Annotated in this window: 27 protein-coding genes; 3 read left to right on the top strand and 24 right to left on the bottom strand. The window is 74.0% G+C overall.

The annotated features are described in order from the left end of the window. The 7 genes from nadC to JOE61_RS07860 all read right to left on the bottom strand — a co-directional run bounded on the left by nadC (window position 1) and on the right by JOE61_RS07860 (window position 7,306). Complete coding sequence (gene nadC / locus JOE61_RS07830; protein WP_193669931.1) at window positions 1-906, bottom strand: carboxylating nicotinate-nucleotide diphosphorylase; 906 nt, start codon at window positions 904-906, stop codon at window positions 1-3. Continuing rightward, the gene (locus tag JOE61_RS07835; protein WP_193669932.1) at window positions 903-2,624 is read right to left on the bottom strand and encodes an L-aspartate oxidase; all 1,722 of its coding nucleotides are present in this window, start codon (window positions 2,622-2,624) and stop codon (window positions 903-905) included. The genes nadC and JOE61_RS07835 overlap by 4 nt, the downstream gene beginning before the upstream one ends. A gap of 48 nt (window positions 2,625-2,672) precedes the next feature. Then, window positions 2,673-3,092, bottom strand: coding sequence for an aspartate 1-decarboxylase (gene panD, locus JOE61_RS07840; protein WP_193669933.1), 420 nt, complete (start codon window positions 3,090-3,092; stop codon window positions 2,673-2,675). Window positions 3,093-3,097: 5 nt separating this feature from the next. Next, window positions 3,098-4,000 carry a pantoate--beta-alanine ligase gene (panC, locus tag JOE61_RS07845; RefSeq protein WP_193669934.1) on the bottom strand — a complete coding sequence of 301 codons (903 nt, stop codon included), beginning with the start codon at window positions 3,998-4,000 and terminating at the stop codon, window positions 3,098-3,100. Next, window positions 3,997-4,941 carry a Rossmann-like and DUF2520 domain-containing protein gene (locus JOE61_RS07850; protein WP_193669935.1) on the bottom strand — a complete coding sequence of 315 codons (945 nt, stop codon included), beginning with the start codon at window positions 4,939-4,941 and terminating at the stop codon, window positions 3,997-3,999. Before JOE61_RS07850 ends, panC begins: the two co-directional genes overlap by 4 nt. A 327-nt stretch (window positions 4,942-5,268) precedes the next feature. Then, window positions 5,269-6,183 carry a glycosyltransferase gene (locus tag JOE61_RS07855; RefSeq protein WP_193669936.1) on the bottom strand — a complete coding sequence of 305 codons (915 nt, stop codon included), beginning with the start codon at window positions 6,181-6,183 and terminating at the stop codon, window positions 5,269-5,271. 7 nt (window positions 6,184-6,190) lie between these two features. Beyond that, a complete protein-coding gene (locus tag JOE61_RS07860; RefSeq protein WP_227492017.1) occupies window positions 6,191-7,306 on the bottom strand; it encodes a sulfotransferase family protein in 1,116 nt (371 codons plus the stop codon). Between the two features lie 57 nt (window positions 7,307-7,363). On the opposite strand from JOE61_RS07860, the gene JOE61_RS07865 reads away from it, so the two are divergent. Next, entirely contained in the window at window positions 7,364-8,470 is a 1,107-nt protein-coding gene (locus JOE61_RS07865) for a glycosyltransferase family 2 protein (protein ID WP_193669937.1), read from the top strand. Window positions 8,471-8,526: 56 nt separating this feature from the next. Here the strand turns inward: JOE61_RS07865 and JOE61_RS07870 are convergent, their stop codons facing one another. The 3 genes from JOE61_RS07870 to JOE61_RS07880 form a co-directional block, all read right to left on the bottom strand. Continuing rightward, window positions 8,527-9,465 carry an ABC transporter substrate-binding protein gene (locus JOE61_RS07870; RefSeq protein ID WP_193669938.1) on the bottom strand — a complete coding sequence of 313 codons (939 nt, stop codon included), beginning with the start codon at window positions 9,463-9,465 and terminating at the stop codon, window positions 8,527-8,529. A gap of 76 nt (window positions 9,466-9,541) precedes the next feature. After that, the gene (locus tag JOE61_RS07875) at window positions 9,542-10,324 is read right to left on the bottom strand and encodes an ABC transporter permease (protein WP_307822872.1); all 783 of its coding nucleotides are present in this window, start codon (window positions 10,322-10,324) and stop codon (window positions 9,542-9,544) included. A 4-nt stretch (window positions 10,325-10,328) separates the two neighbouring features. Continuing rightward, a complete protein-coding gene (locus JOE61_RS07880) occupies window positions 10,329-11,027 on the bottom strand; it encodes an ABC transporter permease (protein ID WP_193669939.1) in 699 nt (232 codons plus the stop codon). A gap of 3 nt (window positions 11,028-11,030) precedes the next feature. On the opposite strand from JOE61_RS07880, the gene JOE61_RS07885 reads away from it, so the two are divergent. Continuing rightward, window positions 11,031-12,032: an ABC transporter ATP-binding protein gene (locus JOE61_RS07885; protein ID WP_193669940.1), complete on the top strand. Its 1,002-nt coding sequence runs from the start codon at window positions 11,031-11,033 to the stop codon at window positions 12,030-12,032. A gap of 20 nt (window positions 12,033-12,052) precedes the next feature. Here the strand turns inward: JOE61_RS07885 and JOE61_RS22440 are convergent, their stop codons facing one another. From JOE61_RS22440 to dacB, 13 genes are all read right to left on the bottom strand, one after another. Beyond that, a complete protein-coding gene (locus JOE61_RS22440) occupies window positions 12,053-13,255 on the bottom strand; it encodes a GNAT family N-acetyltransferase (protein ID WP_193669941.1) in 1,203 nt (400 codons plus the stop codon). A gap of 30 nt (window positions 13,256-13,285) precedes the next feature. After that, entirely contained in the window at window positions 13,286-13,927 is a 642-nt protein-coding gene (locus tag JOE61_RS07895) for a hypothetical protein (protein WP_193669942.1), read from the bottom strand. A gap of 9 nt (window positions 13,928-13,936) precedes the next feature. Beyond that, complete coding sequence (locus JOE61_RS07900; RefSeq protein WP_193669943.1) at window positions 13,937-14,434, bottom strand: DUF3180 domain-containing protein; 498 nt, start codon at window positions 14,432-14,434, stop codon at window positions 13,937-13,939. Beyond that, a complete protein-coding gene (gene folK, locus JOE61_RS07905; protein ID WP_193669944.1) occupies window positions 14,431-15,000 on the bottom strand; it encodes a 2-amino-4-hydroxy-6-hydroxymethyldihydropteridine diphosphokinase in 570 nt (189 codons plus the stop codon). The genes JOE61_RS07900 and folK overlap by 4 nt, the downstream gene beginning before the upstream one ends. After that, entirely contained in the window at window positions 14,997-15,368 is a 372-nt protein-coding gene (folB, locus tag JOE61_RS07910) for a dihydroneopterin aldolase (RefSeq protein ID WP_193669945.1), read from the bottom strand. Before folB ends, folK begins: the two co-directional genes overlap by 4 nt. Then, window positions 15,365-16,231, bottom strand: a complete 867-nt coding sequence (folP, locus tag JOE61_RS07915; protein WP_193670022.1) for a dihydropteroate synthase — start codon at window positions 16,229-16,231, stop codon at window positions 15,365-15,367. The genes folB and folP overlap by 4 nt, the downstream gene beginning before the upstream one ends. A gap of 29 nt (window positions 16,232-16,260) precedes the next feature. Continuing rightward, window positions 16,261-16,884, bottom strand: coding sequence for a GTP cyclohydrolase I FolE (gene folE, locus JOE61_RS07920; RefSeq protein ID WP_193669946.1), 624 nt, complete (start codon window positions 16,882-16,884; stop codon window positions 16,261-16,263). Continuing rightward, complete coding sequence (gene ftsH / locus JOE61_RS07925; protein WP_372440059.1) at window positions 16,881-18,932, bottom strand: ATP-dependent zinc metalloprotease FtsH; 2,052 nt, start codon at window positions 18,930-18,932, stop codon at window positions 16,881-16,883. Before ftsH ends, folE begins: the two co-directional genes overlap by 4 nt. A gap of 114 nt (window positions 18,933-19,046) precedes the next feature. Then, complete coding sequence (hpt, locus tag JOE61_RS07930) at window positions 19,047-19,598, bottom strand: hypoxanthine phosphoribosyltransferase (protein ID WP_193669948.1); 552 nt, start codon at window positions 19,596-19,598, stop codon at window positions 19,047-19,049. Window positions 19,599-19,607: 9 nt separating this feature from the next. Further along, window positions 19,608-20,387: a carboxypeptidase-like regulatory domain-containing protein gene (locus JOE61_RS07935; protein WP_193669949.1), complete on the bottom strand. Its 780-nt coding sequence runs from the start codon at window positions 20,385-20,387 to the stop codon at window positions 19,608-19,610. A gap of 68 nt (window positions 20,388-20,455) precedes the next feature. Beyond that, window positions 20,456-21,436 (bottom strand): tRNA lysidine(34) synthetase TilS, encoded by a 981-nt coding sequence (gene tilS / locus JOE61_RS07940; protein ID WP_193669950.1) that lies wholly within the window; start codon window positions 21,434-21,436, stop codon window positions 20,456-20,458. A gap of 7 nt (window positions 21,437-21,443) precedes the next feature. Continuing rightward, entirely contained in the window at window positions 21,444-22,496 is a 1,053-nt protein-coding gene (locus tag JOE61_RS07945) for an Rv3626c family coenzyme F420 biosynthesis-associated protein (RefSeq protein ID WP_193669951.1), read from the bottom strand. 13 nt (window positions 22,497-22,509) lie between these two features. Next, on the bottom strand, window positions 22,510-24,024 hold the full coding sequence (dacB, locus tag JOE61_RS07950) for a D-alanyl-D-alanine carboxypeptidase/D-alanyl-D-alanine endopeptidase (RefSeq protein ID WP_193669952.1): 1,515 nt from the start codon (window positions 24,022-24,024) through the stop codon (window positions 22,510-22,512). 73 nt (window positions 24,025-24,097) lie between these two features. Here dacB and JOE61_RS07955 point away from each other — a divergent pair, with 73 nt between their 5' ends. Further along, the gene (locus JOE61_RS07955; RefSeq protein WP_443678571.1) at window positions 24,098-24,640 is read left to right on the top strand and encodes an inorganic diphosphatase; all 543 of its coding nucleotides are present in this window, start codon (window positions 24,098-24,100) and stop codon (window positions 24,638-24,640) included. Window positions 24,641-24,757: 117 nt separating this feature from the next. Here JOE61_RS07955 and JOE61_RS07960 read toward each other — a convergent pair whose 3' ends face one another. Then, window positions 24,758-26,806 carry an acyl-CoA dehydrogenase family protein gene (locus tag JOE61_RS07960; protein ID WP_193669953.1) on the bottom strand — a complete coding sequence of 683 codons (2,049 nt, stop codon included), beginning with the start codon at window positions 26,804-26,806 and terminating at the stop codon, window positions 24,758-24,760. Between the last annotated feature and the right edge of the window lie 6 nt (window positions 26,807-26,812).

The raw sequence follows: 26,812 nt of genomic DNA on the forward strand, positions 1-26,812 counted from the left end.
TCAGTCCTCGCGGAAGTCGAGGCCGAGGTCGAAGACGCGCACCGAGTGGGTCAGCGCGCCCACGGAGATGAAGTCGACTCCGGTGGCGGCCACCGCGCCCGCCCGCTCGAGGGTCAGCCCGCCGGACGCCTCGAGGGCGGCGCGGCCGGCGGTCAGGCGCACCGCCTCGGTCATCGTCGCGTCGTCCATGTTGTCGAGCAGCACCTCGGTGCAGCCCGCCTCGAGCACCGCGCGCAGCTGGTCGAGGTCGGTGACCTCGACCTCGACGCGCACGTCGGGGCTGGCGGCGCGCACCGCGCGGTAGGCCTCGACGACGCCCCCGGCGGCGACCACGTGGTTGTCCTTGACCATCGCCCGGTCGACCAGGCTCATCCGGTGGTTGAGCCCGCCGCCGCAGCGCACGGCGTACTTCTGCAGCGAGCGCCAGCCGGGCAGGGTCTTGCGGGTGTCGAGCACCCGCGCCGAGGTGCCCTCGAGGGCGGCCACCCACGCGGCGGTCGCGGTGGCCACCCCGGAGAGGTGCGAGGCGAAGTTGAGGGCGGTGCGCTCGGCGGTCAGCACCGCGGCGACGGGGCCGGCGACCGTCATCACCACGCCGCCGGGGCTCACCCGGGAGCCGTCGGGCACCCGGTGCAGCACCTCGAGGTCGTCGCCCAGGCCGTAGCGGAACGCCATCTCGGCGACCCCCAGCCCGGCGACCACGCCGGCCTCGCGGGCGGCGACGTCGGCGACCGCGTGGCCCATCGGCGGCATCGCGGCGCTGGTGACGTCGTCGGCGCCGCCGGGCAGGTCCTCCTCGAAGGCGTCGGCGACGTGGGCGTGCACGCCGCGGGGGTCCAGGCCCGCCGCGGCGAGCTCCTCGACCAGGGCGCGCGGCAGGTCGCCGAGCGAGGTCCGGGCGATCATGACGTCCCTCCGCTGGTGGTGGCCCCGACCGCGACCAGCGCGTCGCTGGCCGGCTCGGGGTGGAACTCGACGCTGCCGACGCCGTCCCGCATCACCACGTCGAGGTGGCCGGCCCAGTCGGCGTCGTCGCGCTCGGGGTGGTCCTCGCGCCAGTGCGAGCCACGAGTCTCCTCGCGTCGGGTGGCCGCGTCGGCCAGGGCGGCGCTGATGGTGAGCAGGTTGGTGGTCTCCCAGGCGGCCACGTCGACGGTGTCGCTGGGGGTGGCCACCAGCGCGTCGAGCCGGGCGGTGGCCTCGTCGAGCCCGGCGGCGGTGCGCAGCACGCCCACCCGCGAGGTCATCACCTCCTGCACCTGGCGGCGTACGCCGGCAGCCACGAGCCCGGCGGTGCGCCGGTCGGGCACGGGCTCGGCCCAGGGCCGCAGCTCGCCGGGCAGCACGGTGGCGATGCGCCGCGAGAAGACGAGCCCCTCGAGCAGCGAGTTGGAGGCCAGCCGGTTGGCGCCGTGGACGCCGGAACAGGCCGCCTCACCGGTGGCGTAGAGCCCGGGCACGTCGGAGCGGCCCCACACGTCGGTGCGCACCCCGCCGGAGGCGTAGTGGCAGGCGGGGGCGACGGGGATCGGGTCGGTGACCGGGTCGACGCCGTGGCTGCGGCACACGGCGAGGATGGTCGGGAAGCGGCGCTCCCAGAAGCTCGCCGTGGGCTCGTCGCCGCCGATGCGGGTCGCGTCGAGCCACATGTGCGGCAGCCCGGTCTCGAGCATCCGCCGCATGATGGCCTTGGCCACCACGTCGCGGGGCGCGAGGTCGGCCAGCGGGTGCACGCCCTGCATGAACCGCTCGCCGTCGGGGCCGACGAGCACCGCGCCCTCGCCGCGCACCGCCTCGGAGATCAGCGGCTGCTGGCCCACGGAGTCGGGGCCCAGGTACATCACGGTGGGGTGGAACTGCACGAACTCGAGGTCGCGCAGGGTCGCCCCGGCCCGCAGCGCCAGCGCCATCCCGTCGCCGGTGGAGACCGCGGGGTTGGTGGTCTGGGAGAAGACCTGGCCCAGGCCGCCGCTGGCCAGCACCACCGCGCGGCAGCGCACCGCGCCGACCCCGTCGCGCTGGCCCTCCCCCATCACGTGCAGGGTCAGGCCCGCGACCCCGCCGTCTGCGGCGAGCAGCAGGTCGACGGCCAGCGCGTGCTGGACCACCTCGATCTCGGGGGCCCGCTCCACGGCAGCGACCAGCGCGCGCTGGATCTCCGCGCCGGTCGCGTCGCCGCCGGCGTGGGCGATCCGGTCGCGGTGGTGGCCGCCCTCGCGGGTCAGCGACAGCTCGCCCTGCGGGTCGAGGTCGAACTGCGCGCCCAGGCCGATCAGCTCGTGCACCGCTTCGGGGCCCTCTGTCACCAGCGCGCGGACCGCCTCGAGGTCGCAGCCGCCGGCGCCGGCCACCAGCGTGTCGCGCTCGTGCTCCTCCGGGGTGTCCTCGGGGCCGAGCGCCGCCGCGATGCCGCCCTGGGCCCAGCGGGTCGAGCCCGCGGAGAGCACGTCCTTGGTGACGACCAGGACCTTCTCGCCGGGGCCCAGCGCGTCCTTGAGGCGCAGGGCCGCGGTCAGGCCGGCGATGCCGGAACCGATGACCACGACGTCGGCCGAGGTCGTCCAGCCGGGCTCGGGCGCGGTGAGGCGCCCGGGCACGCGGCGTACGGGGCTGGTGGTGGGCATCGCGTCAGGCTAGTCGCAGGCGCTGTGGGCGCGGCTCGGGCGTGGCGCTCAGCGACCGGCGGTGACGTCGCCGCGCACCAGGCCGGGGCCGTCGAAGGTCTCGGCCGGGTCGTAGCCGGTGGCCATGATCTTGTTGTCGCCGTCGACGAAGACGACGTGCGGCTGCAGCTCCTTGGCCTCCGCGGTCTCCATCTGGGCGTAGGCGATCAGGATGACCAGGTCGCCGGGGTGCACCAGGCGCGCGGCGGCGCCGTTGATGCCGATCACGCCCGAGCCGCGCTCGCCGGCGATCGTGTAGGTCTCGAGGCGGGCGCCGTTGGTGATGTCGACGATGTGCACCAGCTCGCCGGCCAGCAGGTCGGCGGCGTCGAGGAGGTCCTCGTCGACGGTCACCGAGCCTACGTAGTGCAGGTCGGCCTGGGTCACCGTCGCGCGGTGGATCTTGCTCTTCATCATCGTGCGCAGCATGCGGATCACTCCTGGTGGTGGGGCTGGTCGGGGGAGGTCGCCGGGCGACCGAGGACGAGGGGGAGGTTGTCGATGAGGCGGGTGCTGCCGACGCGGGCGGCGATCAGCACCCGCGCGTCGGTGCCGGCGGGCACGTCGTCGGGCAGCGCGGCCAGGGCGGGGTCGGTGATCTCGAGGTAGTCGAGGTCGACGCCCTCGGCGGCCCGCAGCTCGCCGCGGGCGGCGTCGAGGGCGACCTTGGCGCCGTACCCGCTCGCCTCGACGGCGGCCAGCAGGGTGCGGCTGAGCGCGACGGCCTGCTCGCGCTGCTCGGGGTCGAGGTGCACGTTGCGGCTCGACATCGCCAGCCCGTCGGGCTCGCGGCGGGTCTCGGCGCCGACGACCTCGACGCCCTGGCACAGGTCGGCGACCATCCGGCGGATCAGCACGAGCTGCTGGTAGTCCTTCTCGCCGAAGACCGCGACGTCGGGGCGCACCAGCCCGAAGAGCTTGGCGACCACGGTCAGCACGCCGCGGTAGTGCCCGGGGCGGGTGCGGCCCTCGAGCACCTCGGCCAGCGGGCCGGGCTCGACGGTGACCTCGGGCTCGCCGCCGGGGTAGACCTCGTCGACGGTGGGCGCGAAGACGACGTCGGCACCCTCGCGGGCGCACACCTCGAGGTCGGCCTCCAGGGTGCGCGGGTAGGTCTCGAGGTCGGCGGCCTCGCCGAACTGCAGCGGGTTGACGAAGACCGAGACGACGACCGGGCCGCCGCCGACGTGCTCGCGCGCGACCCGCACCAGGGAGGCGTGCCCCTCGTGCAGCGCGCCCATGGTCGGCACCAGCCCGACCCGCAGGCCGTCCCTGCGGGCGGGCGCGAGCTGCTCGGCGAGCTCGCTGCGGGTGCGGACGAGGATCGGGGCGCTCACCGGCTCTCCCGCGTCACCGCGGGCTCGTTGGGACGCGCCGGGGCCACCGGCCGGGCGGGGTCGGGCGCGGAGTGCTCGTCGAGCAGCTCGTGGATGCGCATCGCCCGCAGCGGCACGATCCGGCCGTCGGTGACCGCCCGCCCGAGCGTGGCGCGGGCGAGGGCGACGTACGACGCCTTGGTCTGGGGGGCGTTGGCGGTGATGTCGTCGAGGTGGGCGCGCACGGTGCCGACGTCGCCGCGCACGATCGGGCCGGTCAGCGCGGCGTCGCCGTGCTCGAGCGCGTTGTCGAGGGCGGCGACCAGCAGCGGTCGCAGGGTGCCGGCGGGGTCGTCGGCACCGGCGGCGGCCAGCACCTCCATCGCCTCGGTCACCAGCGTGACCAGGTGGTTGGCGCCGTGCGCCAGACCGGCGTGGTAGAGCGTGCGCATCTCCTCGGGCACCCACATCGCCCGGCCGCCGAGGTCGGCGACGACCCGCTCGGCGACCTCGCGCTCCCCGGCGCCGGCGGTGAGGCCGAAGACGCAACCGGAGAGCCGGTCGAGGTCGAGCGCGGTGCCGGTGAAGGTCATCGCGGGGTGGATGGCCGCGGTGCGCGCACCCGCGGCGCGGGCGGGCTCCAGGACCGCCAGGCCGTGGCGGCCCGAGGTGTGCACGACCAGCTGGCCCTCGCGCAGCGCACCGGCGCCGGCGAGCGTGGTGACGACGTTGTCGAGCATGTCGTCGGGCACCGTCAGCAGCAGCAGGTCGCACGCCCTGGCGACCGCGGTGGGCTTGTCGTTGGGGACGCCCGGCAGCAGCGCGGCGATGCGCCCCAGGGTGGCGTCGGAGGCGCCGGCCGCGGCGACGACCTCGTGGCCGGCGTCGCGCAGGCGGGCAGCGAGGACGGCGCCGACGCGTCCCGCGCCGATCACCCCCACCCGCAGTGCGGGGAGAGACATGTCAGAACCTTTCGTTCCAGTCCCTCCGACCACCCCCACGTCGGTGCAGCCGGGGCTGCGGGCGCGGGGGCCGGGGTGGGTACCGGACGTCGTGTCCGTCAGATACCCCATGAACGGTACGCCGCTCGGGCAACACGCGTAACCCGCGACGGTGTGACCTGGCCCACCGCCGCCGTTGGTCGAGCAGCGAGGGCCGAAGGCTCGAGCGACGCCGAGACCCCGCCACCACCCGGCGTACGCCGGTGCGAAGTTCAGGCCGGGTCAGTGCGAAGTTCGGGCCGGGTCAGTGCGCAGTTCGGGCCGGGTCGGCGCGAAGTTCGGGCCGGGTCAGCCGACCTGAAGGGGGCGCGGGGCGCGGGGCAGCCAGTCGCGGGTGACGTGGTCGACGACGTGCACGCCCTCGGGGGCGCGGATCTCGTGCACGCCCGGCGGCACGGTGCCCTCCTTGAGCGCGTGGAAGACCGCCCACTCGCGGCGCTTGCGGCGGTTGCGCCACGAGGTCGCGAACGACGCCGGGTCGGTCCAGTGCGCGAACTCGTCGCCGTGCAGGTCCTTGAGCTCCACGCACAGCCCGTGCGGCAGGCCCATGGTGCGGCAGTTGTCGGGCGTCGAGCGGATCTCCCACTCGAAGGCCTTGGTGAAGACGAAGTCGGGGCCCACCGGGTAGCCCCACTCCTCGGCGTTGCGCAGCCCCAGGTCGAGGTAGGCCAGCGACTCGTCCTCGAGGTAGAGCCCGTGGCGCGGCACCCGGATGATCGACTGCACGCCCCCGACCTGCCAGGTCAGGTCGGACATCGAGACCTCGCCCTCGGTGGTCAGCACCATGTCGCCGTCCCACTTCCAGGAGTAGCGGGTGCCGACCTGGGCGAAGCACCAGTTGTAGAAGTACGACAGCGAGTGCACCGACAGCTCGTGCACCGCGAGGTGCTCGGCGCCGGCGCGGGCCACCTCGAAGGGGTACGTCAGCTGGGTCAGCTTGTGGGACAGCCCGGCGTCGGCGGCCGCGCGGGCCGCCACCTCGGGGGTGCCGTCGGTGGAGCCGTTGTCGACCACGACCACGTGGTCGGTGGCGCGCAGCAGCGGCGGCAGCACGAACGGCAGCGCCATCGACTCGTCCTTGACCCGCAGCACCGCGGTGGCGCCGGGGCGCAGGCCACCCGGCCGGTTCCAGGGCCAGGTGATGTCGAAGTCGGTGTGGCCCTCGATGTTGCGCAGGCCCTCGGGGTTGCGGATCGCGTTCACGACCGGCTCAGCGCTCGCGCCCGGCGGCCTTGCGCAGGCCGCGTCGTACGCTCGGCGGGATCGCGGCGCGCAGGCCGTGCGGGATCCGGTCGACGGCGGAGCCGGGGGCCGGGGCGGCGGGCCCAGGCGTGGGAGCCGCTGGGGCGGGGGCCTTGTCGCGTCCGCGCCGGGTCTTCTGCTCGGCCGCGACCACCGAGGAGCGCGAGATCGCCTCGGACTCCTCGTAGAGGTCGACGTAGGTCTCGCGCAGCTGGTCGAGCGCCTGGTGCACCTCGGGCTGGTCACCACCGGGCTCGGCGAGCTTGTTGAGCTCGTTCCAGGTCTCGGCGGTCAGCTCGTGCAGCCGCTTGGGCAGCCCCAGGTCGTCGAGCGAGCCGGAGACGCGGCGCAGGCCGGGGTCGACGAAGCGGTGCCCGTCGCGGATCCGCTCCGACTTGGCGTTGACGACGTGCTGCAGCCCGAGGGTCTCCCCCACGTGGCTGGTCGCCTTGACCCAGTCGTCGAGCAGGTCGCCGTAGCGCACGAAGACGCGGCCGCCGTCGGCGACCGACTCGCGGGTGGCGCGCTCGGTGTGCAGCAGCATGTTGAGCCACGACGCCGCCAGGTGCGCCGAGCCCAGCCGGTTGGCGTAGTACTTCTGCTTGCTGCCCACGACCTCCGAGGGCGGGCGCAGCATCGTGGCGAAGACGGGGGTCGCGCCGCAGCGGATCGAGGCGACGCGCCACAGCGAGAGGAACCAGCTCAGCCGCGGGTCCTTGACGACCAGCTCGGGGTTGACCGCGAAGTGGCCCTCGAGCCACTCGGCGGTGGCGATCCGCTCGGGCTCGCGCGCCGAGACCCGGCCGGTCTCGAACCACGCGTCGGGGCGCGAGTCGCTGACCTGCACCACGGCCTCGCGCAGCAGCCGCGAGTGGTGCTCGACGGCCCAGGCGGGCTCGGCGAAGCCCTTGGGGTTGGTCTCGTCGGGCTCGACCTCGGGCTGCGGCACGTGCAGGCCCAGGATCTTCATCAGCCCCGCCATGGTGCTGGTGCCGGAGCGGCCTGCGCCCGCGACGAAGAGGACCTTGCGCGGGTAGCTGGACGGGTCCGGGTCGGCGGGCACGGCGAAGGGGTCGGCACTCACGGGAGGCGATGCTATCCCCGCCCGCGCCGCAGCGCCCGTCCTGGATAGCGTGGGCCCATGAAGTTCGGGCGGCGCGCACCGCTGCTGAGCGTGGTCGTGCCCGTCTACGACGTGGCCGACTACCTGCCCGCCTGCCTCGAGAGCCTGCTCGCGCAGACCTACCGCCCGCTCGAGGTCGTGGTCGTCGACGACGGCTCCACCGACGGCTCCGGCGCGATCGCCGACCAGTGGGCCGAGCGCCACGACGAGCTCCGGGTCGTGCACACCGACAACCACGGGCTCGGCGCCGCCCGCAACACCGGCGTCGCGCACGCCCGCGGCGAGCTGCTGGCCTTCGCCGACTCCGACGACGTCGTCCCACCCACGGCGTACGACGCCCTGGCGCGCGCCCTGCGCGGGCGCGGGGTCGACCTCGCGACCGGCTCGATCGTGCGGTGGGAGGGCGACGCGCTCGTCGAGCCGCCGTGGATGCGGCGGCTGCACCGCGAGCGGCGCACCGTCGCGATCGAGGAGCACCCCGAGGTGCTGGGCGACGTGTTCGCGTGGAACAAGCTGGTGCGGCGCTCCTTCTGGGACGACCAGGGGCTCTCGTGGCCCGAGGGCCTGCGCTACGAGGACCAGCCCACCACCACCCGCGCGTTCCTGGCCGCGCGCCGCTTCGCGGTGCTGCCGGAGGTCGTCTACCACTGGCGGATCCGCTCCGACGGCTCGTCGATCACCCAGCAGCGCTCCTCGGTCGAGGACCTGCGCGACCGGTGGGTGACCAAGCAGATGTCACTGGCCAGCGTGCGCGAGCACGGCTCCTCCGCGGTCACCGAGGTCTTCCTCGACCGGGTCCTGGCCGGCGACCTGCACCGCTACTTCACCGAGATCCCCGGCTGCGACGACGAGTGGTGGGCGCTGCTGCACGAGGGCGTCGCCTCGCTGTGGGGCGAGCGGTCGCTGGTGCACTCCGGGCTGACCCCCGTGCACCGGCTCACCGGCTGGCTGGTCGAGCAGGGCCGGCGCGCCGACGCCGCGGCCGTGATGACCTACGTGGCCCAGCACCCCGGGCCCGTCCCGCGCCGGGACACACCGGCGGGCGCGGTCATCGACGTACCCCTCGGGGACGACGCAGCGCCCGTGCCGCACGAGGCCGTGGCCCTGCGCGCGCACGAGCGCTGAGTCGTCAACACGTTGGTCGAGGAGGGACGAAGTCCCGTCTCGAGACCACCGTCAGGTCAGAGCAGCCCCTCGGACTCCAGGAAGTCGCGGGCCACGTCCTCGGGCTTCTCGCGGTCGACGGCCATCCGGCCGTTGAGCTCGGTGAGGGTGTCGGTGTCGAGGGCGGCCATCAGCTCCTCGAGGACGTCGGCGACGCCCTCGTTCTGCTCGAGGAAGTCCTCGGCGACGGCCGGCACCAGGTTCTGGGCGGGCTGGATCTCCTGGTCGTCGTCGAGGACGACGAGGCCCAGCGACTCCAGGGTGCCGTCGGTGGTCGAGGTCTGGCCCAGGTCGGACTCGCCGTCGAGGACCGACTGGTAGGTCTGGTCGCCGGCGTAGCCCAGCGGCAGCACCTTGGTGATGTCGATGCCGTACTCCTCGCGCAGCCCGGCCTCGCAGTCGAGGCGGCCCTCGCAGTCGGGGGCGGCGGCCAGCACGACCGACTCGCCCTCGAGGTCGGAGAGGACCTCCCAGCTCTCCTCCTCGGCGCGCTCGACGGTGACGAAGTAGGCGTTGGTGTCGGTGGCCTCCGAGAGCTCGAGCAGCTCGATGCCGGCCTCGTCGAGCAGGTCCTCGCCGGCCTCGGCGAGCTCCTCGCCGTCGCCGGCGGTCAGCTGCTCACCGCTGCCCTGGTCGGAGGTGGAGTTGAGGAAGTTGACGATGCCTCCGACGTACTCGGGCACCACGTCGACGTCACCGGGGAAGGTGGCCATGTAGGCGTCGCGGGAGTCGACGAGCTGCACGGTGGGCTCGTAGCCGGCGTCGGCGAGCAGCAGCTCGTACATCGAGGCCATCAGCGCGGCCTCGGGGAACGACTGGGAGGCGATCGTGACGGGCCCGCCGCCGGCCGCGGAGCCGGTGTCGTCGCCGGCGCTGCTGTCGAGGTCGTCGCCGGCGCAGGCGGCCAGGGTCAGGGCACCGGCGGAGAGCACCGCGGCCAGGGAACGTCGCACCATCATGTGGGGTCCTACCTTCTGTGTCCCGCGGGGCCGGGGCCCCGCGCGTGTCCGGTCAGCAGGCGGCGCCCACTGCTCAGCCGTCCTCGTGGCCGGCCTGTCCCAGCGTAGACACCTCCGCGGACACCTCCCCCTCACCCGTCCGGGCAGCCCGGCGCACCGGGTCGAGCGAGCGCTGCACCGCGGCGGCGAGCAGCTCGAGCACCAGCGCGACCGCGGCGACCACGATCGCCCCGGCGATGCCCTTGCCGTAGTCGGTGCGGAAGAAGCCGTCGGTGATCACCCGGCCCAGCCCGGGCCCGGCGACCAGCGCCGCGATGGTCGCGGTCGCCCAGACCTGCACCAGCGCGAGGCGCACCCCCGACATCACCAGCGGCAGCGCCAGCGGCAGCTCGGCGCGCCGGAACTGCTGCCAGCCGCTCATCCCCATGCCCCGCGCCGACTCGCGCACGTCGGGCGGCACCTCGCGGACCGCGACGTAGGCGTTGGTGATCAGCGGCGGCAGGGCGAAGAGCGCCAGCGCGACCAGGGTGGAGATGCCGGCGCGGCCGTAGGGGCCGACGTCGCCGGTGCCGGGGAACGCCCCGGCGGTCCAGCCCCAGGGGTCGCCGGCCACGAAGATCGCCAGCAGCGCGAAGGTCGGCACCGCCCGCCCGACGTTGGAGATGTTGATGGCCAGGAAGCCGCCGCGGCCCAGGTGGCCCAGCCACAGCGCGACCGGCAGCCCGACCACCATCGCGGCCAGCAGCGCGGTCAGGGTGACCAGCAGCTGCTGGACCAGCAGCTCGAGCATCCCGCCCGGCCCGGTCCAGCTGTCGGCGTCGCGCAGGTGGTCCAGCGCGTCCAGGAGCACGCCCACGAGATCAGCCCGCCGTCCGGGTCCAGGGCGTCAGCACCCGCTGCGCCAGCACGATCACGACGTCGAGGAGCACCGCCAGCACCACGCACAGCACCGCGGCGGTCAGCAGCTGGGCGCGGAAGTTGCTCTGCACGCCCTCGGCGATCAGGTTGCCCAGCCCGCCGTAGGCCACCAGCGACCCGACGGTCGTCAGCGCCACGGTCGAGACCGTGGCCACCCGCAGCCCCGCCATCACCACCGGCACCGCGAGCGGCAGCTCGACGCGCAGCAGCAGCCGGCCGTCGCCGTACCCCAGCCCGCGCGCCGACTCGCGCACGTCGTCGGGCACCGCCCGCAGCCCCTCGAGGATCGCGCGCACCAGGACCGTCAGGGCGTAGAGGCCCAGCCCGATCACCACCGTGGTCGCGCTCAGGCCGGTGAAGGGCACCAGCAGCGGGAAGAGCGCCAGTGACGGCACCGTGTAGAGGCCGGTGCTCACGCCCAGCACGGTGCTCTCCAGCCGCGGCAGCCGCCGCGCCAGCAGCGCGAGCGGGAAGGAGAGGGCCAGCCCGAAGAGCACCGAGGCGATCGTGATGGCGATGTGCTGGGTGGTCGCCTCGACGATCTCGGGGCGGTAGTCGACGACGTAGTCCCAGCACACCCACTCGTTGGTCAGGCGCCCGTAGCAGCTCGGACCGTCGTCGGCCTGCGCGAGTAGGGTCACCGCATGGACGCTACCGGGTCGTCAGCCGCGACCGTGATGATCCGGCTCTCGGGCGTGGGCAAGCGCTTCGACGACGGCACCGTCGCGGTGCACGACCTCGACCTCGAGGTGCTCGCCGGCGAGATGGTGGTGCTGGTCGGCCCGTCGGGCTGCGGCAAGTCGACCACGCTGAAGATGATCAACCGTCTCGTCGAGCCGTCGTCGGGCACCATCGAGATCGACGGCCAGGACGTCACCACCGCCGACCCGGTCAGGCTGCGCCGCGGCATCGGCTACGTCATCCAGCAGATCGGGCTCTTCCCCCACCAGCGCATCGTCACCAACGTGATGACCGTGCCGCTGCTGTACGGCGAGTCCAAGGCCCACGCGCGCAGCCGCGCCGTCGAGCTGCTCGAGCTGGTCGGCCTCGACCCCGAGCGGTACGCCGACCGGTTCCCCCACCAGCTCTCCGGCGGCCAGCGCCAGCGCGTCGGCGTGGCCCGGGCCCTGGCGGCCGACCCGCCGGTGCTGCTGATGGACGAGCCGTTCGGTGCCGTCGACCCGATCGTGCGGGTGCGCCTGCAGGAGGAGTTCCTGCGCCTGCAGCGCGAGCTGGGCAAGACCGTCGTGATGGTCACCCACGACATCGACGAGGCGGTGAAGATGGGCGACCGGGTGGCGGTCTTCGCCGAGGGCGGCCGGCTGGCGCAGTACGGCACCCCCGCCGAGCTGCTCGGCGAGCCCGCCGACGAGTTCGTCGCCGACTTCGTGGGCTCCGAGAAGAGCCTGCGGCGACTGAGCGTCGTACCCCTGCGGCGCGAGCACCTCGAGCCGCTCGACGGCGTACGGGCCGGCCAGCTCGGTGCCGCGATCGATCTCGACAGCACCCTCGAGGAGGCCCTGACCCACCTGCTGCGCGACGACCGCGGCATGGTCGGGGTCCGCGACGGCGCGCAGTTCGTCGGCGTGCTCACCCCCGACGGGGTGCACCGCGCCCTGCGCGCCTCGCTGGCCGAGCAGGCCTAGCGACCCCCGGGGGGGCCGGCTCAGCCCTCGACCGGCACGTCGCGGTGCCAGGACTCCGTCACGTACTTCGTGCGCCAGCCCATCGAGGTGTAGAGCTCGTGGGCGTTGGTGGAGGAGTCCGCGTCGACCTCGAGGCCCACGCCGACCCGGCCGCGCCGCGCGGCGTCGCAGATGATCGTGCGCAGCAGGCCCTTGGCCACGCCCCGCCCGCGGGCGGCCTCGATGACGCCGATGTAGGAGACGTAGGAGGAGTCGGGGCCGGTGGCGTTCTCCGAGACGGTGCCGATCAGTGCGCCGACGGCCGGGTGCCGGCCCTCCTCGGAGGCCTCCAGGCCCTCGGGGACGTCCTCGACCATCTCGGCCAGCCACCAGTGGTTCCAGCGGTGCCCGGGGTCCTCGCGCAGCCGGTGCAGGAACTCGGCGTAGGACTCCTCGAAGTTGTTGAAGTGGTCGGTGAAGGACTGCTCGAGCACGTCGTGCACGGCGCGCAGGTCGGCCTCGTCGGGCAGGCCCTGGCCCTCGCGGTCGACGAGGCGGAAGCGCACGCCGCGCGCCTCCCACTCCTCGTTGTCGGGCACCAGGTCGCGCTCCTCGGGGGCGACGGGGCGGTTCATCTGCCACCAGGTGCGCACCTTGCGGAAGCCGGCGCGGGTCAGCCAGTCGTACTGGCGCTCGTCGCCCTCGAAGGCGCCGGTGTCGATCTGCTGGGTCGGCAGGCCGCGGGCCTCGCCGACGGCGCGGGCCTGTGCGGCGGCCCACTCGAAGAGGGCGTCGGAGCACTTGCGCGCGATCGGCGGCGCCAGCTCGCGGCTGACGATGTGGGAGTAGAGCATCCGGCCGCCGGCGCGGTCGTGGACGCTGCCCCAGGCCTGGATGTGGCCCTCGGGGTCGCGGATCACCACGTTGGCGCGGGTGCGCAGGCCGTGCTCGGAGACCTCGACCAGCACGTCGTCGACACCGGCCCCGGCCCAGCCGCGCCCGTGGCGCTCGTGGGCGCGCAGCAGATGGGTCAGCCGGGCGACCTCGAAGCGGTCCTCGGCGTCGGGGGTGCCGACCTCCCAGCCCTCCGGCAGGGGCAGGTCGTCGAGGATCTCCCCCGGGTCGCTCTCGAAGCGGTTCTCGTCGGGCAGCGTCTCCTCGTCGTTCACGGGGGTCATGATGCCGTACGCCGCCTCGCCCGCTCGGGCCTGGTGGTGCCGGTCGCGGAACTGGCGCCGGCTCACGAGGAACTGGCGCCGGCTCGGCGGGTCGGGTCAGGCGCGGCGGCGGGCGCCGGCCTCGGCGGTGCGCCAGGCGGCGGTGACGGTCTCGATCTCGGCGCGCAGCACGTCGATCTCGGCCTCGAGCTCGGCGACACGCACGATGGCGTCGGCGGCGCGCTCCTCGGCCGACTCCAGGCTGCGGCTCAGCAGGCGGCCCTCCTTCTCGAGGTCGACGTTGCGGCGGTGGGCCACGTCGACCTGGCGGGCGCTGTCGGCGGCGCTGCGCTGGGTCTTGACCAGCTCGCTCTGCAGGTCGCCCAGGGCGCCCTCGCGCTCCTCGAGGCGGCTGGTCAGCTCGGCCACGCGGGCCGCGTGCTCGTCGGCGCGGGTCTCGGCCATCCGGCGGTAGGCCTGGGCCTGCTCGGCGCGGTCGCGGGCGGCGTCGCGGCGCGACTGCAGCAGCTCGGCGTGGGTGATGCGGGTGGCGGCGGCGCCGAGCACCACCGCGGCCAGGGCGGCGACGGTGACGAGCAGCGCCGAGCCGCTGGCGACCGCGCCCAGCACGAGCGCGGCCGAGAGGACCAGCAGCACCGTGGCGACGGTGAGGCGGGTCGAGCGCTGGCGACGCCGCGAGGCCCGCGTGGCGGATGTGACGGGCGTGGCCTGCGTGGCTCCAGCGACAGAAGAGGACATGGGCCCAGGCTAGGCGTCCGCGTCGTCTCCCGGGACGCGACACGCGCGCTCGAGCAGCAGCCCGCACGCGACGACGCCCACACCGGCCAGCGCCGCGAGGCCCGACCAGAGCATCCGCTGGCCGGCCAGCTCGGCGTTGAGGCCCAGCCAGGACAGCGCGTAGCCGGCGTACCCCGCGCCGACGAGGGCGCCGACGTACGCGCTGGCGCGGCCGAAGGCCAGCCGGTTCACCGCGCGGTGCGCCTCCATCGGCTCGTGGCGCACCTGCAGCGCGGCGTGGGTGTGCCGGGCGGTGACGCCGACGACGAGGGCGAGCAGGCCGAGCAGGACCGGCTGCACCCAGGTGACGACCGGCGCCGAGCCGAGCCAGGCGATCGTGACGGGTCGCGCCAGCCAGCCGGCCACCAGGCCCACCACGATCGCGGCGGTCAGCGCCGCGGGCGAGGTGGGGCGCAGGCGTCCCCCGCCCGGCCCGTCGGGCTCACCCGGTCGGCCGGGGTCGCTCACTCGACCGCGAGCGTGAGGTCCTCGCGCAGCGTGACGCCCTCGATGCCGGTCTCGGCCAGCAGGTCGGCGATCGGGCCCCGGCCGGGCAGGGTCGCGTCGGGCTCGAGGTCGAACCACGGCTTGAGCACGAAGGCGCGCTCGGCGGCGCGGGGGTGGGGCAGGCGCAGGTGCGGCTCGTCGCTGCGGCGGTCACCGACCACGATCAGGTCGACGTCGAGGGTGCGCGGGGCGTTGGGCACCTCGCTGCGCTCGCGCTCGAAGGCGTCCTCGATGGCCAGGGCCCGGTCCATCAGGCGGTTGGCCGCCAGCGTGGTGTCGATGAGCACCACCGCGTTGAGGTAGGGGCGGGCGCCCTCAGGGGAGTCGACCGGCTCGGTCTCGTAGACCGGCGAGATGCCGGTGACCCACACGTCGGGGGTGTCGGCGATCGCGTTGACCGCGCCCTGGAGCATGGCCATCCGCTCGCCCAGGTTGGAGCCGACCGCCAGCACGGCGCGACGGATCGGACGCATCTCACCGGTGAGGGTGTCGGCGTTGATGATGTGCGGGTTGGGCGTCTCAGTCACGTCGAGTCCTCGCGTCTCCGGGTGATCGTCAGCGTGACGTCCGAGAAGGTCGCGCTGATGGGGGCGTGCGGCTTGTGGACCGTGATCCGGGCCCATTCAACACGGTCGTCCTGCAAGCAGACATCGGCGACCCGCTGGGCCAGCGTCTCGATCAGGTCGACCGGCTCGCGCTCCACCGCGGTCTTGACCGCGGTCACGAGACTTCCGTAGTCGACGGTGTCGCGCAAGTCGTCCGAGGCGGCGGCCGGGGCGGTGTCGACACCGAGCGCGAGGTCGAGCACGAAGGACTGCCCCTCGCGCTTCTCGTGCTCCAGGACGCCGTGGTGGGCGAAGCACTCGACGCCCAGGACGGCGATCTCGTCGGTCATGGGCGGCCCTCCTCCGACGGCGTCTCGGTGCGTATCGCGGCCAGGGCGGCCAACGCGTCGCGAGCAGACCGTACGTCGTGCACCCGCACCCCCCACACCCCGGCCCGGGCCAGCTCGAGCACCACCGCCAGGTGGGCGGCCTCGCGCTCGCCGACCGGACGCGGCCCGGCGTCGTCGGCGAGCAGGGTGCCGAGGAAGGTCTTGCGGCTGGCTCCCACCAGCAGCCGGTGCCCCATCGCGAGCAGCGGGTCGAGGTCGCGCAGCAGCTCCCAGCTGTGGGCGGCGGTCTTGGCGAAGCCCAGGCCGGGGTCGAGCACGATCCGGTCGTCGGCCACGCCGGCCGCCCGGATCGCCTCGACGCGCTCCTCGAGCTCGCGGCAGACCGCGGCCACCACCCCGCCCGGGTCGTCGTAGACCGCGAAGTCGCGCATCCGGTCGCTGTGGGCGCGCCAGTGCATCGCCACGTACGTCGCACCCGCGTCGGCCACCACGTCCAGCACCGCCGGGTCGGCCAGCCCGCCGGAGACGTCGTTGACCGCGACCGCACCGGCCTCCAGGGCCGCCTCGGCGACCTCGTGGCGCATCGTGTCGACCGAGACGAGCGCCCCCGCGCCCGCCAGCTCGCGGATCACCGGCACCACGCGGGCCAGCTCCTCGGCGACCAGCGGCCGGGTCGCCCCGGGACGGGTGGACTCCCCGCCGATGTCGAGCAGGTCGGCGCCCTGCTCGAGCAGCGCCAGGCCGTGGGCGACCGCGTCGGCGGGGGCGGCGTACCGGCCGCCGTCGGAGAAGGAGTCGGGGGTGACGTTGACGACGCCCATCACGCGCGGGCGCCCCAGCGGCACGGCCAGCGCGGGGATCATCGACACGTCGGGAACACCTCGGGGACGGCTCAGCGGCGGGTGGTGCCGTGGATGAGGGCCATCGCCTCGGCGCGGGTGGCCCGGTCGGTCAGCATCGTGCCCCGCACGGCCGAGGTCACGGTGCGCGCGCCGGCCTTGCGGACCCCGCGCATGGTCATGCACAGGTGCTCGGCCTCGATGACCACGACGGCGCCGCGCGCCTCGAGGATCGTCATCAGCGCGTCGACCACCTGGGTGGTCAGCCGCTCCTGGACCTGGGGGCGCTGGGCGTAGACGTCGACGAGGCGGGCGAGCTTGGAGATGCCGGTGATCTTGCCGCTCTCGGCGGGGATGTAGCCCACGTGCGCCACCCCGGTGAAGGGCACCAGGTGGTGCTCGCACATCGACCACAGCTCGATGTCGCGCACCAGCACCATCTCGTCGTGGCCGAGGTCGAAGGTGGTGGTCAGGACGTCCTCGGCGCGCATCCGCAGCCCGGCGGTGACCTCGGCGTACGCCCGCGCCACGCGGGCCGGCGTCTCGAGCAGGCCCTCGCGGTCGGGGTCCTCCCCGATGGCCAGCAGCAGCTCGCGCACCGCGGCCTCGGCCCGCGCCTGGTCGAAGGCGGGCACGTCGGCCGGGTCGCGCTCGGCGAGCGTGATCGGGTCGGTCACGGCCGCGACTGGCCGTCGCCGGGCGTGGGAGGGCCGCCGTGCACGTCGCCCCCGGAGCCCGGCGGCGTCACCACGGCGCCGGCACCGGCGTCGTCACCGGCGCGGTCGCTGCCGTTGGCGCGGGCCCGGTCGCGGATCTCCTGCGGGACCTCGACCGCGGGCACCTCGGAGGGCCGGCGGTGGGGCGACCCGGTCCAGGCCGGGCGCGCCTGGCGGCGGCGCAGCGGCTCGAAGACCTCGGCGATCTGCTCCTTGTCGAGCGTCTCCTTGTCGAGGAGCACCAGCACGAGCGAGTCGAGCACGTCGCGGTTCTCCTCCAGGATGTCGAAGGCCTCCTGGTGGGCGGCGGCCAGCAGGTTCCTGGTCTCCTGGTCGACCTTGGCGGCGACGTCCTCGGAGTAGTTGCGCTGGTGGCCCAGGTCGCGGCCCAGGAACGGCTCGGAGTTGGAGTCGCCCAGCTTGATCGCGCCCAGGGTCTCGGTCATGCCGTACTGGGTGACCATCGCGCGGGCCAGGTTGGTGGCCTTCTCGATGTCGTTGCCGGCGCCGGTGGTCGGGTCGTGGAAGATCAGCTCCTCGGCCGCCCGGCCGCCGAGCATGTAGGCCAGCTGGTCGAGCATCTGCGAGCGCGGCTGGGAGTACTTGTCCTCGTCGGGCAGCACCATCGTGTAGCCGAGCGCGCGTCCACGCGGCAGGATCGTGATCTTGTGGACCGGGTCGTTGCCCGGCAGCGCCGCCGCGACCAGGGCGTGGCCGCCCTCGTGGTAGGCGGTGATGAGCTTCTCCTTCTCGCTCATCAGGCGCGAGCTGCGCTGCGGGCCGGCGATCACGCGGTCGATGGCCTCGTCGAGCGAGATGTTGGTGATCTGCTTCTCGTCGTTGCGCGCGGTCAGCAGGGCGGCCTCGTTGAGCACGTTGGCCAGGTCGGCGCCGGTGAAGCCGGGCGTACGACGGGCGTAGGAGCGCAGGTCGATGTCGGGAGCCATCGGCTTGCCCTGCGAGTGCACCTCGAGGATCTTCTGGCGACCGTCGAGGTCGGGAGCGTCGACCCCGATCTGGCGGTCGAAGCGCCCGGGCCGCAGCAGGGCCGGGTCGAGGACGTCGGGACGGTTGGTGGCGGCGATGAGGATGACCCCGCCGCGCACGTCGAAGCCGTCCATCTCGACCAGCAGCTGGTTGAGGGTCTGCTCGCGCTCGTCGTGGCCGCCGCCCATGCCGGCGCCGCGGTGCCGGCCCACGGCGTCGATCTCGTCGATGAAGACGATGGCCGGGGCGTTCTCCTTGGCCTGCTCGAAGAGGTCACGCACCCGCGAGGCGCCGACACCGACGAACATCTCGACGAAGTCGGAGCCGGAGATGGAGTAGAAGGGCACGCCCGCCTCGCCGGCGACGGCGCGCGCGAGCAGGGTCTTGCCGGTGCCCGGGGGGCCGTAGAGCAGCACGCCCTTGGGGATCTTGGCGCCGACCGCCTGGAACTTGGCGGGCTCCTGGAGGAACTCCTTGATCTCGCCGAGCTCCTCGATCGCCTCGTTGGCCCCGGCGACGTCGGCGAAGGTCGAGGTGGGCATGTCCTTGGAGATCAGCTTGGCCTTGGACTTGCCGAACTGCATCACGCCGCGGCCGCCGCCGCCCTGCATGTTGTTGAGCAGCCACAGGAAGACGATGAAGATGATGATGAGCGGCAGGAACGAGAAGAGGAACGAGCTCAGCGCGCTCGGGCGCGAGATCTCGGTCTTGAGCTCCTCGATCTCGCCGTTGCTGACCTGCATGCTCGCCGCGTTGTAGAGGCGCGGCTGGGTGCCCTGCACCCAGTAGGAGAAGACCTCGGCCCCCTCCTCGCGCACGCCGTCGTCGAGGGTCGCGCGGATCTCCTGGTCGCCGTCGACGAAGGTCAGCTCCTCGACCTCGCCCGACTCGATGTAGGCGGCCATCTCGGAGGCGGGGATCTCGTCCCCGCCGCTGCTGGGGGCCAGGAACTGCAGGGCGAGCAGGACGCCGACCACGGCGACCACGATCCACAGCCAGGGACCCTTGACAAAGCGCTTCACGGACTTCTCTCGTCTCAGACGTCGAACGGACCGACGACGGTACATGCCCGCGTCAGGCTCATTCTCGCAGGCGACTGGTGATCGAGGGGGCCCGGGACGGCGCCCGGGTCGCGCTCAGGAGTAGACGTGCGGGGCGAGGGTGGCGATGTCGCGCAGGTTGCGGTACTTCTCGCGGTAGTCGAGGCCGTAGCCGACGACGAACTCGTTGGGGATGTCCCAGCCGACGTACTTGACGTCGACGGGCATCTGCAGCGCCTCGGGCTTGCGCAGCAGGGTGGCGATCTCGACGCTGGCCGGGTTGCGGCTGCTGAGGTTGGAGGTCAGCCACGACAGGGTCAGGCCGGTGTCGATGATCTCGTCGACGATCACCACGTGGCGCCCGGAGATGTCGGTGTCGAGGTCCTTGAGGATGCGCACCACGCCGCTGGACTTGGTGCCGGAGCCGTAGGAGCTCACCGCCATCCAGTCCATCTCGAGGTGGCGGGTGAAGGAGCGGGCCAGGTCGGCCATCACCATCACCGCACCGCGCAGGATGCCGACGATGAGGAGCTCCTCGCCCTCGTAGTCCTGCTCGATCTGGGCGGCCATCTCCTTGAGCCGGTCCTGGATCTGTTCCTCGGTGAAGAGGACGTTGACGAGGTCGTGCTCCACGTGGGCAGAGTCCATGGAGGCAGCCTAATGGTGGGCGCGGACGCCGGGCCCGGCTACCCCTTCTTCCTCACCACGCGCAGGGTGAAGGTGCCCGAGGTGGCGCGGTGGGCGGCGTCGCCGGCGTAGTCGACGTCGACGTCGTAGCGGCCCGGGGTGCGCACCCGGCCCAGCTGGGCGACGAGGCGGCCGCGGTCGCGCCGGCGCAGCACCGTGGTCGCGGCGACACCCCGCCCGGGTCCGTCGAGCGCCATCGAGACCAGCCCGGTGGGGATGCTCCCGCGCCTGCCCCCCCAGCTGGGCGACGAGCTCGACGCGGCGACCGGCCCGCACCGTCAGGCCCCCCTTGCCCGCCGTGGAGCTGAGGGTGACCGACGGGCGGGGCAGCGCGACCAGCTCGACCGGTGCGCCGAGGCCGGCGCGGTCGGCCCTGCCCTTGACGACGTCGACCCGGGTCGGCCGGTAGCCGGCGCGGGCCAGGACCACCGCGTAGGTGCCGGCCGGCACGTGCATGGCGAAGTAGCCGTGGTCGATCTCGTTGTCGGGGCTGGCGTAGCTGAGGTCGGTGGCCGCCACCGTCTCCTCGCGCTTGGTCACCCGCAGCGCGGTGACCTCGACGTCGTCGAGCGGCCTGGCCGTGCGCGAGTCGACGACCTGGCCGTGGATGATCGAGCGCCCGGTCTCCCCCACCGCCGGGGCGCGGGCGCCTGTGGGCCGCTCGGCGCCGGTCGCCTGGGCGAACGGCACCACCAGGGCGGCGGTGACGACGGCGGCGATGCCTGCGCGACGCAGGGTCGTGGTCTGCATGCGCCGAGTATGGGGCTGGGACGGCGCGGGCGGAGCCGTTTCGGCCCTGTTCCCCCGCGAGCCGGCGCCTACCTGCTCGACTCCACCCGGAGCGCGCCCTCGCGCCGCACACCGCGCAGGTGACCGGGCAGGTCGACCCACTTCTGGCCCCGCCAGCGGGTGACGAGGGAGTCGAGGGCGAGCACGTGCTCGTGGAAGAGCTCGGCGGCGGGGGCACCGGCGGCCAGTGCGGCGAGGCGGAGCACCCGGCGGCGCAGGGCGTCGGGGACGCCCTCGAGGGCCTCGACGGGCAGGGCTCCGTCGGCGGTGACCAGGTCGGCGTACGTCGCCTCGGCGATGTCGTCGAGCAGGTCGGAGTCGGCGCGCAGCTGGTCGGCGGTGCGGGCGAGGGTGGCGGCGATGCCGGGGCCGAGCTGCTCCTCGAGCACCGGCAGCACGCTGCGCCGCACCCGGACCCGGGCGAAGCCGGGGTCGAGGTTGTGCGGGTCGTCCCAGGTCTCGATGCCCTCGACCTGGCAGGCGGTGACGGTGTCGTCGCGCGAGACGTCGAGCAGCGGGCGGCGGTAGCGGTCGAAGCGCCGACGCATCCCGGCCAGGCTGCGTCCGCCCGACCCGCGGGCCAGCCCCAGCAGCACCGTCTCGGCCTGGTCGTCACGGGTGTGGCCCAGCAGCACCGCCGCGGCCCCGACGTGGTCGGCGACCTGCTCGAGGACGGCGTACCTGGCCCGGCGGGCGGCCGCCTCGGGCCCGATGCCCGCGTCGGCGCCGACCTGCACCCGCGCGGTCAGGGTCTCGTCGGCGCCCATCGCGCCCATCTGCGCGACGACCCGCTCGGCGTGCTCGGCCGAGCCCTCCTGCAGGCCGTGGTCGACGGTGGCTCCGACCACCCGCCACCCCCCGGCGCGGGCCTCGTGCACGGTCGCGGCCAGCAGCGCCAGCGAGTCGGGCCCACCCGAGCAGGCCACGACCACCGTGTCGCCGGGGTCGAGGTCGTCGAGGTCGCGGCGCACCGCGACCCGCACCGCCGCGACCGACGGGTGCAGCTTCACGCCGGCCTCACAGGACGCGCGCGACCCAGGCCTGCGGGTCGTGGATCTCGGCCTTGCTGGGCAGGTGCTCCGGGCCGGCGAAGACGGCGTTGAACTCGCTCATCCCGACCTTGTCGACGACCGCCCGCACGAACGCCGCACCGTCGCGGTACTGCGCCATCTTGGCGTCGAGGCCCAGCAGCCGGCGCACCAGCCGGTCGAGGGTGCCGGCGCCCTTGCGGCGCTCGTCGAACTTCGAGCGGATCGCCTCGACCGAGCCGATCACCTCGGGCCCGACGCCGTCCATGACGACGTCGGCGTGACCCTCGAGCAGCGACATCACGCCGGTCGCCTGGTCCATCAGGTCGCGCTGCTCGGGGGTGCTGAACATCTCGACCAGGCTGCCGGACCCGCCTGGGCCGCCTGGGCCGCCCGCGCCGCTGATGGCGGCCTTGACCCGGGCGAACCCGTCCTCGAACAGGCTCGCACCGTCCATCGTCGCGCTGAGCTGCTCGACCAGCGAGAAGATGTGGTCGCGCATCCACGGCACCGCCGTGAACTGCACCCGGTGGGTCTCCTCGTGCAGGCACACCCACAGCCGGAAGTCGCTCGGGTCGACGCCGAGCTCGCGCTCGACCTGCACCACGTTGGGCGCGACCAGCAGCAGCCGGCCGGCGGGGTCGTGGAAGGGGTCGAACTGGCCCAGCACCTTGCCGGCCAGGAAGCCCAGCAGCCCGCCCACCTCGGCGCCGGTGATCCGCGAGCCCACCGCCAGCGAGACCCCGCTCGGCGGCTTCTTCTCCACCAGCTTGGCCACCATCGGCGCCAGCACGGTGCTGAAGGCGTCGGCGTTGGCCTGCACCCACCCGCCCCGGTCGACCACCAGCACCGGCGCGGTGTCGGCGTCGGCGTGCAGGCCGGTGAACTCGGCGACCAGCGGCGTCGAGCGGTGCGCCCCGGCGCGCAGCTCCTCCACGGCACGCGCGGCCTCGTCGCGCTCCACCACCGGGCCGTCGCCGGCCAGCTTGGTCCCGAGGCGGACGGCGAGGTCCCAGTCGATGATCTGCGGAGGGCTCGTCATGCGTCGAACCTACTCACCCGCCGCCAGCGCCCGACCCACCCCGCGCGCACCGGCAGGCCCCCAGGGCGGCCGCGGCGCTGTCGAGCGCCGCCTGGGCGAACCCCTCGTCGGCCGCGCCGACCCGGTCGAGCATCAGCGCGAACACCAGGGGCACGCCGTCGCGGGTCACCACGGTGCCGGCCAGGCTGCTGACCCCGCTGAGCGTGCCGGTCTTGGCCCGCACCGCGCCGACCGCCGCGGGCGGGGCGTCGTCGAAGCGGAAGGTCAGCGACCCGCTGAAGCCGGCCACCGGCAGCCCGCCGAGCACCGCGCGCACCGGGTCGTCCTCGTCGGCGCCGACGACCGCCTGGAGCAGGCCGACCAGCGTGGCGGGCGAGACCAGGTTCTCGCGCGACAGCCCGCTGCCGTCGTACAGGCGGCGCGGGGCGGGGACCCCGAGCCGCTCGAGGGTGCGCTCCACGCCGCGGACGCCGTCGACGAAGCTGCCGGCTCCGCCGGTGGCCAGGCCGACGTGGCGCAGCAGCACCTCGGTCGCCTCGTTGTCGCTGACCTGCAGCAGCCGGTCGACCACGTCGTCGACGGGTGCGCTCTCGACCACCGCGACCTCGTCGCCGCGCCCGCGCGCCGGCGACGGCGAGCCCTGCACGCGCACGCCGGCCTCGGCCAGCGCCGCGGCGAAGACCTGCGCAGCCACCGCCGCCGGGTCGTCGACGCGACCGAAGCCCGTCTCGGGACGGCCCTGGTCGACCCACAGCGCGGTGATCGGCGCGATCACGTCGCCGCGGTAGGTTTCGGGCCAGCGCGGGTTGAACGCCGGGCCCGAGAAGAGCGTGTCGTCGTAGCCGACCCGCACCCGGCGCACCCCCCGCTCGCCGAGCTGCTCGGCGCTGAGCCGGGCCAGGGTGGTGATGTCGGCGCGCGCCGGCACGCTGGTGGTGCCCGGCGCGTCGGGCTCGCGCATCAGGAAGGGGTCGCCGCCGCCGACGACGACCAGCCGGTTGCCGCGCAGCACCGTGGTCGTGGCGAAGGTGGTGCCGGGCTCGATCGTCTCGAGCGCGGCCACCGAGGTGAGCAGCTTGGTGGTCGAGGCCGGCACCAGCGCCCCGCCCTCGGCGTACGCCGGCGCCCCGGTCGCCCCGGCCACCGCGACGCTGACCCGCCTGCCGAGCCGCTGCTCGCCCAGGCGCCGCTCGAGCACCCGGCGTACGGCGGTCGGGCTGGGCTCGCCGGCGGCCCCGGGATCGACCGGGTCGGCCACCGGGTCGGGGTCGGTCAGCGCGGGCAGGCTCAGCCCCGGGGGAGGCGGCACGGCGGCCGGGTCGGTGCGCGGGTCGGGCTCCTCCTCGCCCCCCAGCACCTGCTCGTAGAGGCTCTCGACGCGCTCGCGGGCCGGGTCGACGAGGTCGAGGCGCCAGGTGGCCGCGCCGGCCGCGAGCACCAGGACGAGCAGCAGCACCGCCCACGTCGAGGCGCGTCCGGCGTCGTCACGGCTCGTCGCCGAGGAGTGGCGTGGGTCACGTCGGACCACCTGGCGCACCTCCCCGTTCACGTTTCGGGCCATTGTGCGCGAGACTGTCGGCGGCTCCGCCACGGGGCCCGACATGACTTTTGACGACCGGCCCTCGTGCCGGACCGACACGCGGAGGCAATACGTGCTGGAGTTCGACGTACTGGTGGAGATCCCCAAGGGCGAGCGGAACAAGTACGAGGTCGACCACGAGTCCGGCCGGCTGCGCCTGGACCGGACGCTCTTCACCTCGACCCAGTACCCCGCCGACTACGGCTACATCGAGGAGACCCTCGGCCAGGACGGCGACCCCCTCGACGCCCTGGTGATCCTGCAGCAGCCCACCTTCCCGGGCTGCCTGATCAAGTGCCGCGCGATCGGCATGTTCCGGATGACCGACGAGGCCGGCGGCGACGACAAGGTCCTCTGCGTCCCGGCCGCCGACCCGCGCCTGGAGCACCTGCGCGACATCAGCCACGTCTCGAAGTTCGACCGCCTCGAGATCCAGCACTTCTTCGAGGTCTACAAGGACCTCGAGCCCGGCAAGTCCGTCGAGGGCGCCGAGTGGGTGGGCCGCACCGAGGCCGAGGCCGAGGTCGTCGCCTCCTTCGAGCGGGCCAAGAACAACGGCCACTGAGCCGCACCAGCCTGAAGGTTCATCGGGTCCCCGATGAACCTCGCGCCGCCTGACTGAACCTTCGGTCAGGCGGCGCGAGTCTTGTTGGGTCCCCGACAAAACTCCCGCGGGCGGGCCTCAGCCCAGGTCGCCCACCAGCGCAGGCGCGCGCAGCATCTCGGTGGGCACCCCGAAGGCGTCGACGAGGTCGTTGGCGAGCGGGCGGACCTTGCGGCACAGCGAGGCCACCTCGCGGCTGATCGCCTTGGAGCGCTGCGCGGAGAGCCGGCCGTGCTCCATGAACCACGCCCGGTCGGCCTCGATCGCCGACAGCGCGTGGAGGTCGCAGAGCAGCATGAGGGCGACCTTCTGGTCGCCGTCGGGCAGCGAGCGGGTCTTGGCGACGAACGCCTCGAGCACCAGGCGCTCCATGTGGGCCGAGGCGGCGCCGATGACGTGGTCCTGCACCCGGGAGAAGACGGCGCCGGGGTGCATGCCCTGGTCGATGCCGCGCTTGAGCCGGCGCGCGGCGCCGCTGATCATGTGCTCCTCGCGGAAGCGCAGCATCGCGAGCTGGTAGTCGGGGTCGAGCAGCCCGGCCTCCTGGTCCCACTCGTCGCCGCCGGGCAGCAGGTCGCGCACCCGCTGCAGCAGCTGGTGCACCCGGGTCTTCTCCACGACCGTCTCGACGGCGAGGCCGGCCACGAAGCGGGCCATGCCCAGCTGGTCCATGTCCTCGAACTCGCTGGCGTAGTCGGTCAGCAGGCCCTTGGCCACCAGCTGCAGCAGCACGTGGTTGTCGCCCTCGAAGGTGGTGAAGACGTCGGTGTCGGCCTTGAGCGCGGTGAAGCGGTTCTCGGCCAGGTAGCCGGCGCCGCCGCACGCCTCGCGGCACTCCTGGATGGTGCGGGTGGCGTGCCAGGTGCCGAGCGCCTTGGTACCGGCCGCGCGCGACTCGAGCTCGCGCTTGGTCTGCTCGTCGTCGACCTGGCCGGTCAGCACGTCGTGCAGCTGTCCGGAGAGCTCCTCCTGGGCGAAGTGCAGGGCGTAGGTGCGCGCCAGCAGCGGCAGCAGCCGGCGCTGGTGCATCCCGTAGTCGAGCAGCAGCTCCTCCTGCTCGTCGTCGGTGGCCTCGAACTGGCGGCGCCGCAGGGCGTACTTGACCGCCACGGCGAGCGCGACCTTGCTGGCGCTGATGCCGGCCGCGCCGACGCTGACCCGGCCGGTGACCAGGGTGCCGAGCATCGTGAAGAAGCGCCGGTTGGGGTTCTCGATGGGGCTCTCGTAGACGCCGGCCTCGGTGACGTCGGCGAAGCGGTTGAGCAGGCTCGCGCGGGGCACCCGCACGTGGTCGAACCACAGCCGGCCGTTGTCGACGCCGTTGAGGCCCATCTTCAGCCCGTCGTCCTCGATGCGCACCCCGGGCGCGGGCTGCCCGTCGACCCGGATCGGCACCACGAAGGCGTGCACGCCGCGTCCCTCGCCGCCCACCTCGAGCTGGGCGAAGACGACGGCGACCTCGCCGTGCGCGGCGGCGTTGCCGATGTAGTCCTTGCCGGCGTCCTCGGTCGTGGTGGTGATGACGAACTCGCCGGTCTCGACGTCGTACGTCGCGACCGTGCCGAGCGCCTGCACGTTGGAGCCGTGCCCGGTCTCGGTCATCGCGAAGCAGCCGAGCAGCTCGCCGGTGACCACCCGGGGCAGGTACTCCCGGTGGTGCCGCTCGGTGCCGAGCTGCTGGATCGCCCCGCCGAACAGCCCGAACTGGACCCCCACCTTGACCAGCACCGACAGGTCGCCGAAGGCCAGGGTCTCGAAGGCCGCGATGGAGGCGCCGAGGTCGCCGCCGCCGCCGTACTCGGTGGGGAAGCCCATCCCGGTCTGGCCGGTCGCGGCCATCTCGACGACGAGGTCCCTGACCCGGTCGCGGTAGTCGTCGCGGCTCAGCGTCTCGGCGTCGGTGAGGATGTCGGCGCTCTCGACGAGGTTGCGCCGCACGAGGTCGCGCACCTCGGCGTAGCGGCCGTCGAGCAGCCGCTGCAGCGCCGCCACGTCGACGTCGGGCCGCACGTAGCCGTCGGCGCGGGTCTCCGCGCCCTCGGCGGCCCGGTCGGGCGCGGGGCCGGGCGGTGCCGGGACCTCCCTGGTCTCGGCGGGCGGGACGGGAGCAGGTGTCTCGGTCGACATGGCCCC

Source organism: Nocardioides salarius, from assembly GCF_016907435.1.
GTDB lineage: Bacteria > Actinomycetota > Actinomycetes > Propionibacteriales > Nocardioidaceae > Nocardioides > Nocardioides salarius.

Excerpts from the sequence above, each read along its gene's own strand:
- nadC (WP_193669931.1), bottom strand. The coding sequence starts at position 906 with ATGATCGCCCGGACCTCGCTCGGCGACCTGCCGCGCGCCCTGGTCGAG.
- JOE61_RS07835 (WP_193669932.1), bottom strand. The coding sequence starts at position 2,624 with ATGCCCACCACCAGCCCCGTACGCCGCGTGCCCGGGCGCCTCACCGCG.
- panD (WP_193669933.1), bottom strand. The coding sequence starts at position 3,092 with ATGCTGCGCACGATGATGAAGAGCAAGATCCACCGCGCGACGGTGACC.
- JOE61_RS07850 (WP_193669935.1), bottom strand. The coding sequence starts at position 4,941 with ATGTCTCTCCCCGCACTGCGGGTGGGGGTGATCGGCGCGGGACGCGTC.
- JOE61_RS07865 (WP_193669937.1), top strand. The coding sequence starts at position 7,364 with ATGAAGTTCGGGCGGCGCGCACCGCTGCTGAGCGTGGTCGTGCCCGTC.
- JOE61_RS07870 (WP_193669938.1), bottom strand. The coding sequence starts at position 9,465 with ATGGTGCGACGTTCCCTGGCCGCGGTGCTCTCCGCCGGTGCCCTGACC.
- JOE61_RS07885 (WP_193669940.1), top strand. The coding sequence starts at position 11,031 with ATGGACGCTACCGGGTCGTCAGCCGCGACCGTGATGATCCGGCTCTCG.
- JOE61_RS07895 (WP_193669942.1), bottom strand. The coding sequence starts at position 13,927 with ATGTCCTCTTCTGTCGCTGGAGCCACGCAGGCCACGCCCGTCACATCC.
- folB (WP_193669945.1), bottom strand. The coding sequence starts at position 15,368 with ATGACCGACGAGATCGCCGTCCTGGGCGTCGAGTGCTTCGCCCACCAC.
- folP (WP_193670022.1), bottom strand. The coding sequence starts at position 16,231 with ATGATCCCCGCGCTGGCCGTGCCGCTGGGGCGCCCGCGCGTGATGGGC.
- hpt (WP_193669948.1), bottom strand. The coding sequence starts at position 19,598 with ATGGACTCTGCCCACGTGGAGCACGACCTCGTCAACGTCCTCTTCACC.
- JOE61_RS07935 (WP_193669949.1), bottom strand. The coding sequence starts at position 20,387 with ATGCAGACCACGACCCTGCGTCGCGCAGGCATCGCCGCCGTCGTCACC.
- JOE61_RS07945 (WP_193669951.1), bottom strand. The coding sequence starts at position 22,496 with ATGACGAGCCCTCCGCAGATCATCGACTGGGACCTCGCCGTCCGCCTC.
- JOE61_RS07955 (WP_443678571.1), top strand. The coding sequence starts at position 24,098 with ATGACTTTTGACGACCGGCCCTCGTGCCGGACCGACACGCGGAGGCAA.
- JOE61_RS07960 (WP_193669953.1), bottom strand. The coding sequence starts at position 26,806 with ATGTCGACCGAGACACCTGCTCCCGTCCCGCCCGCCGAGACCAGGGAG.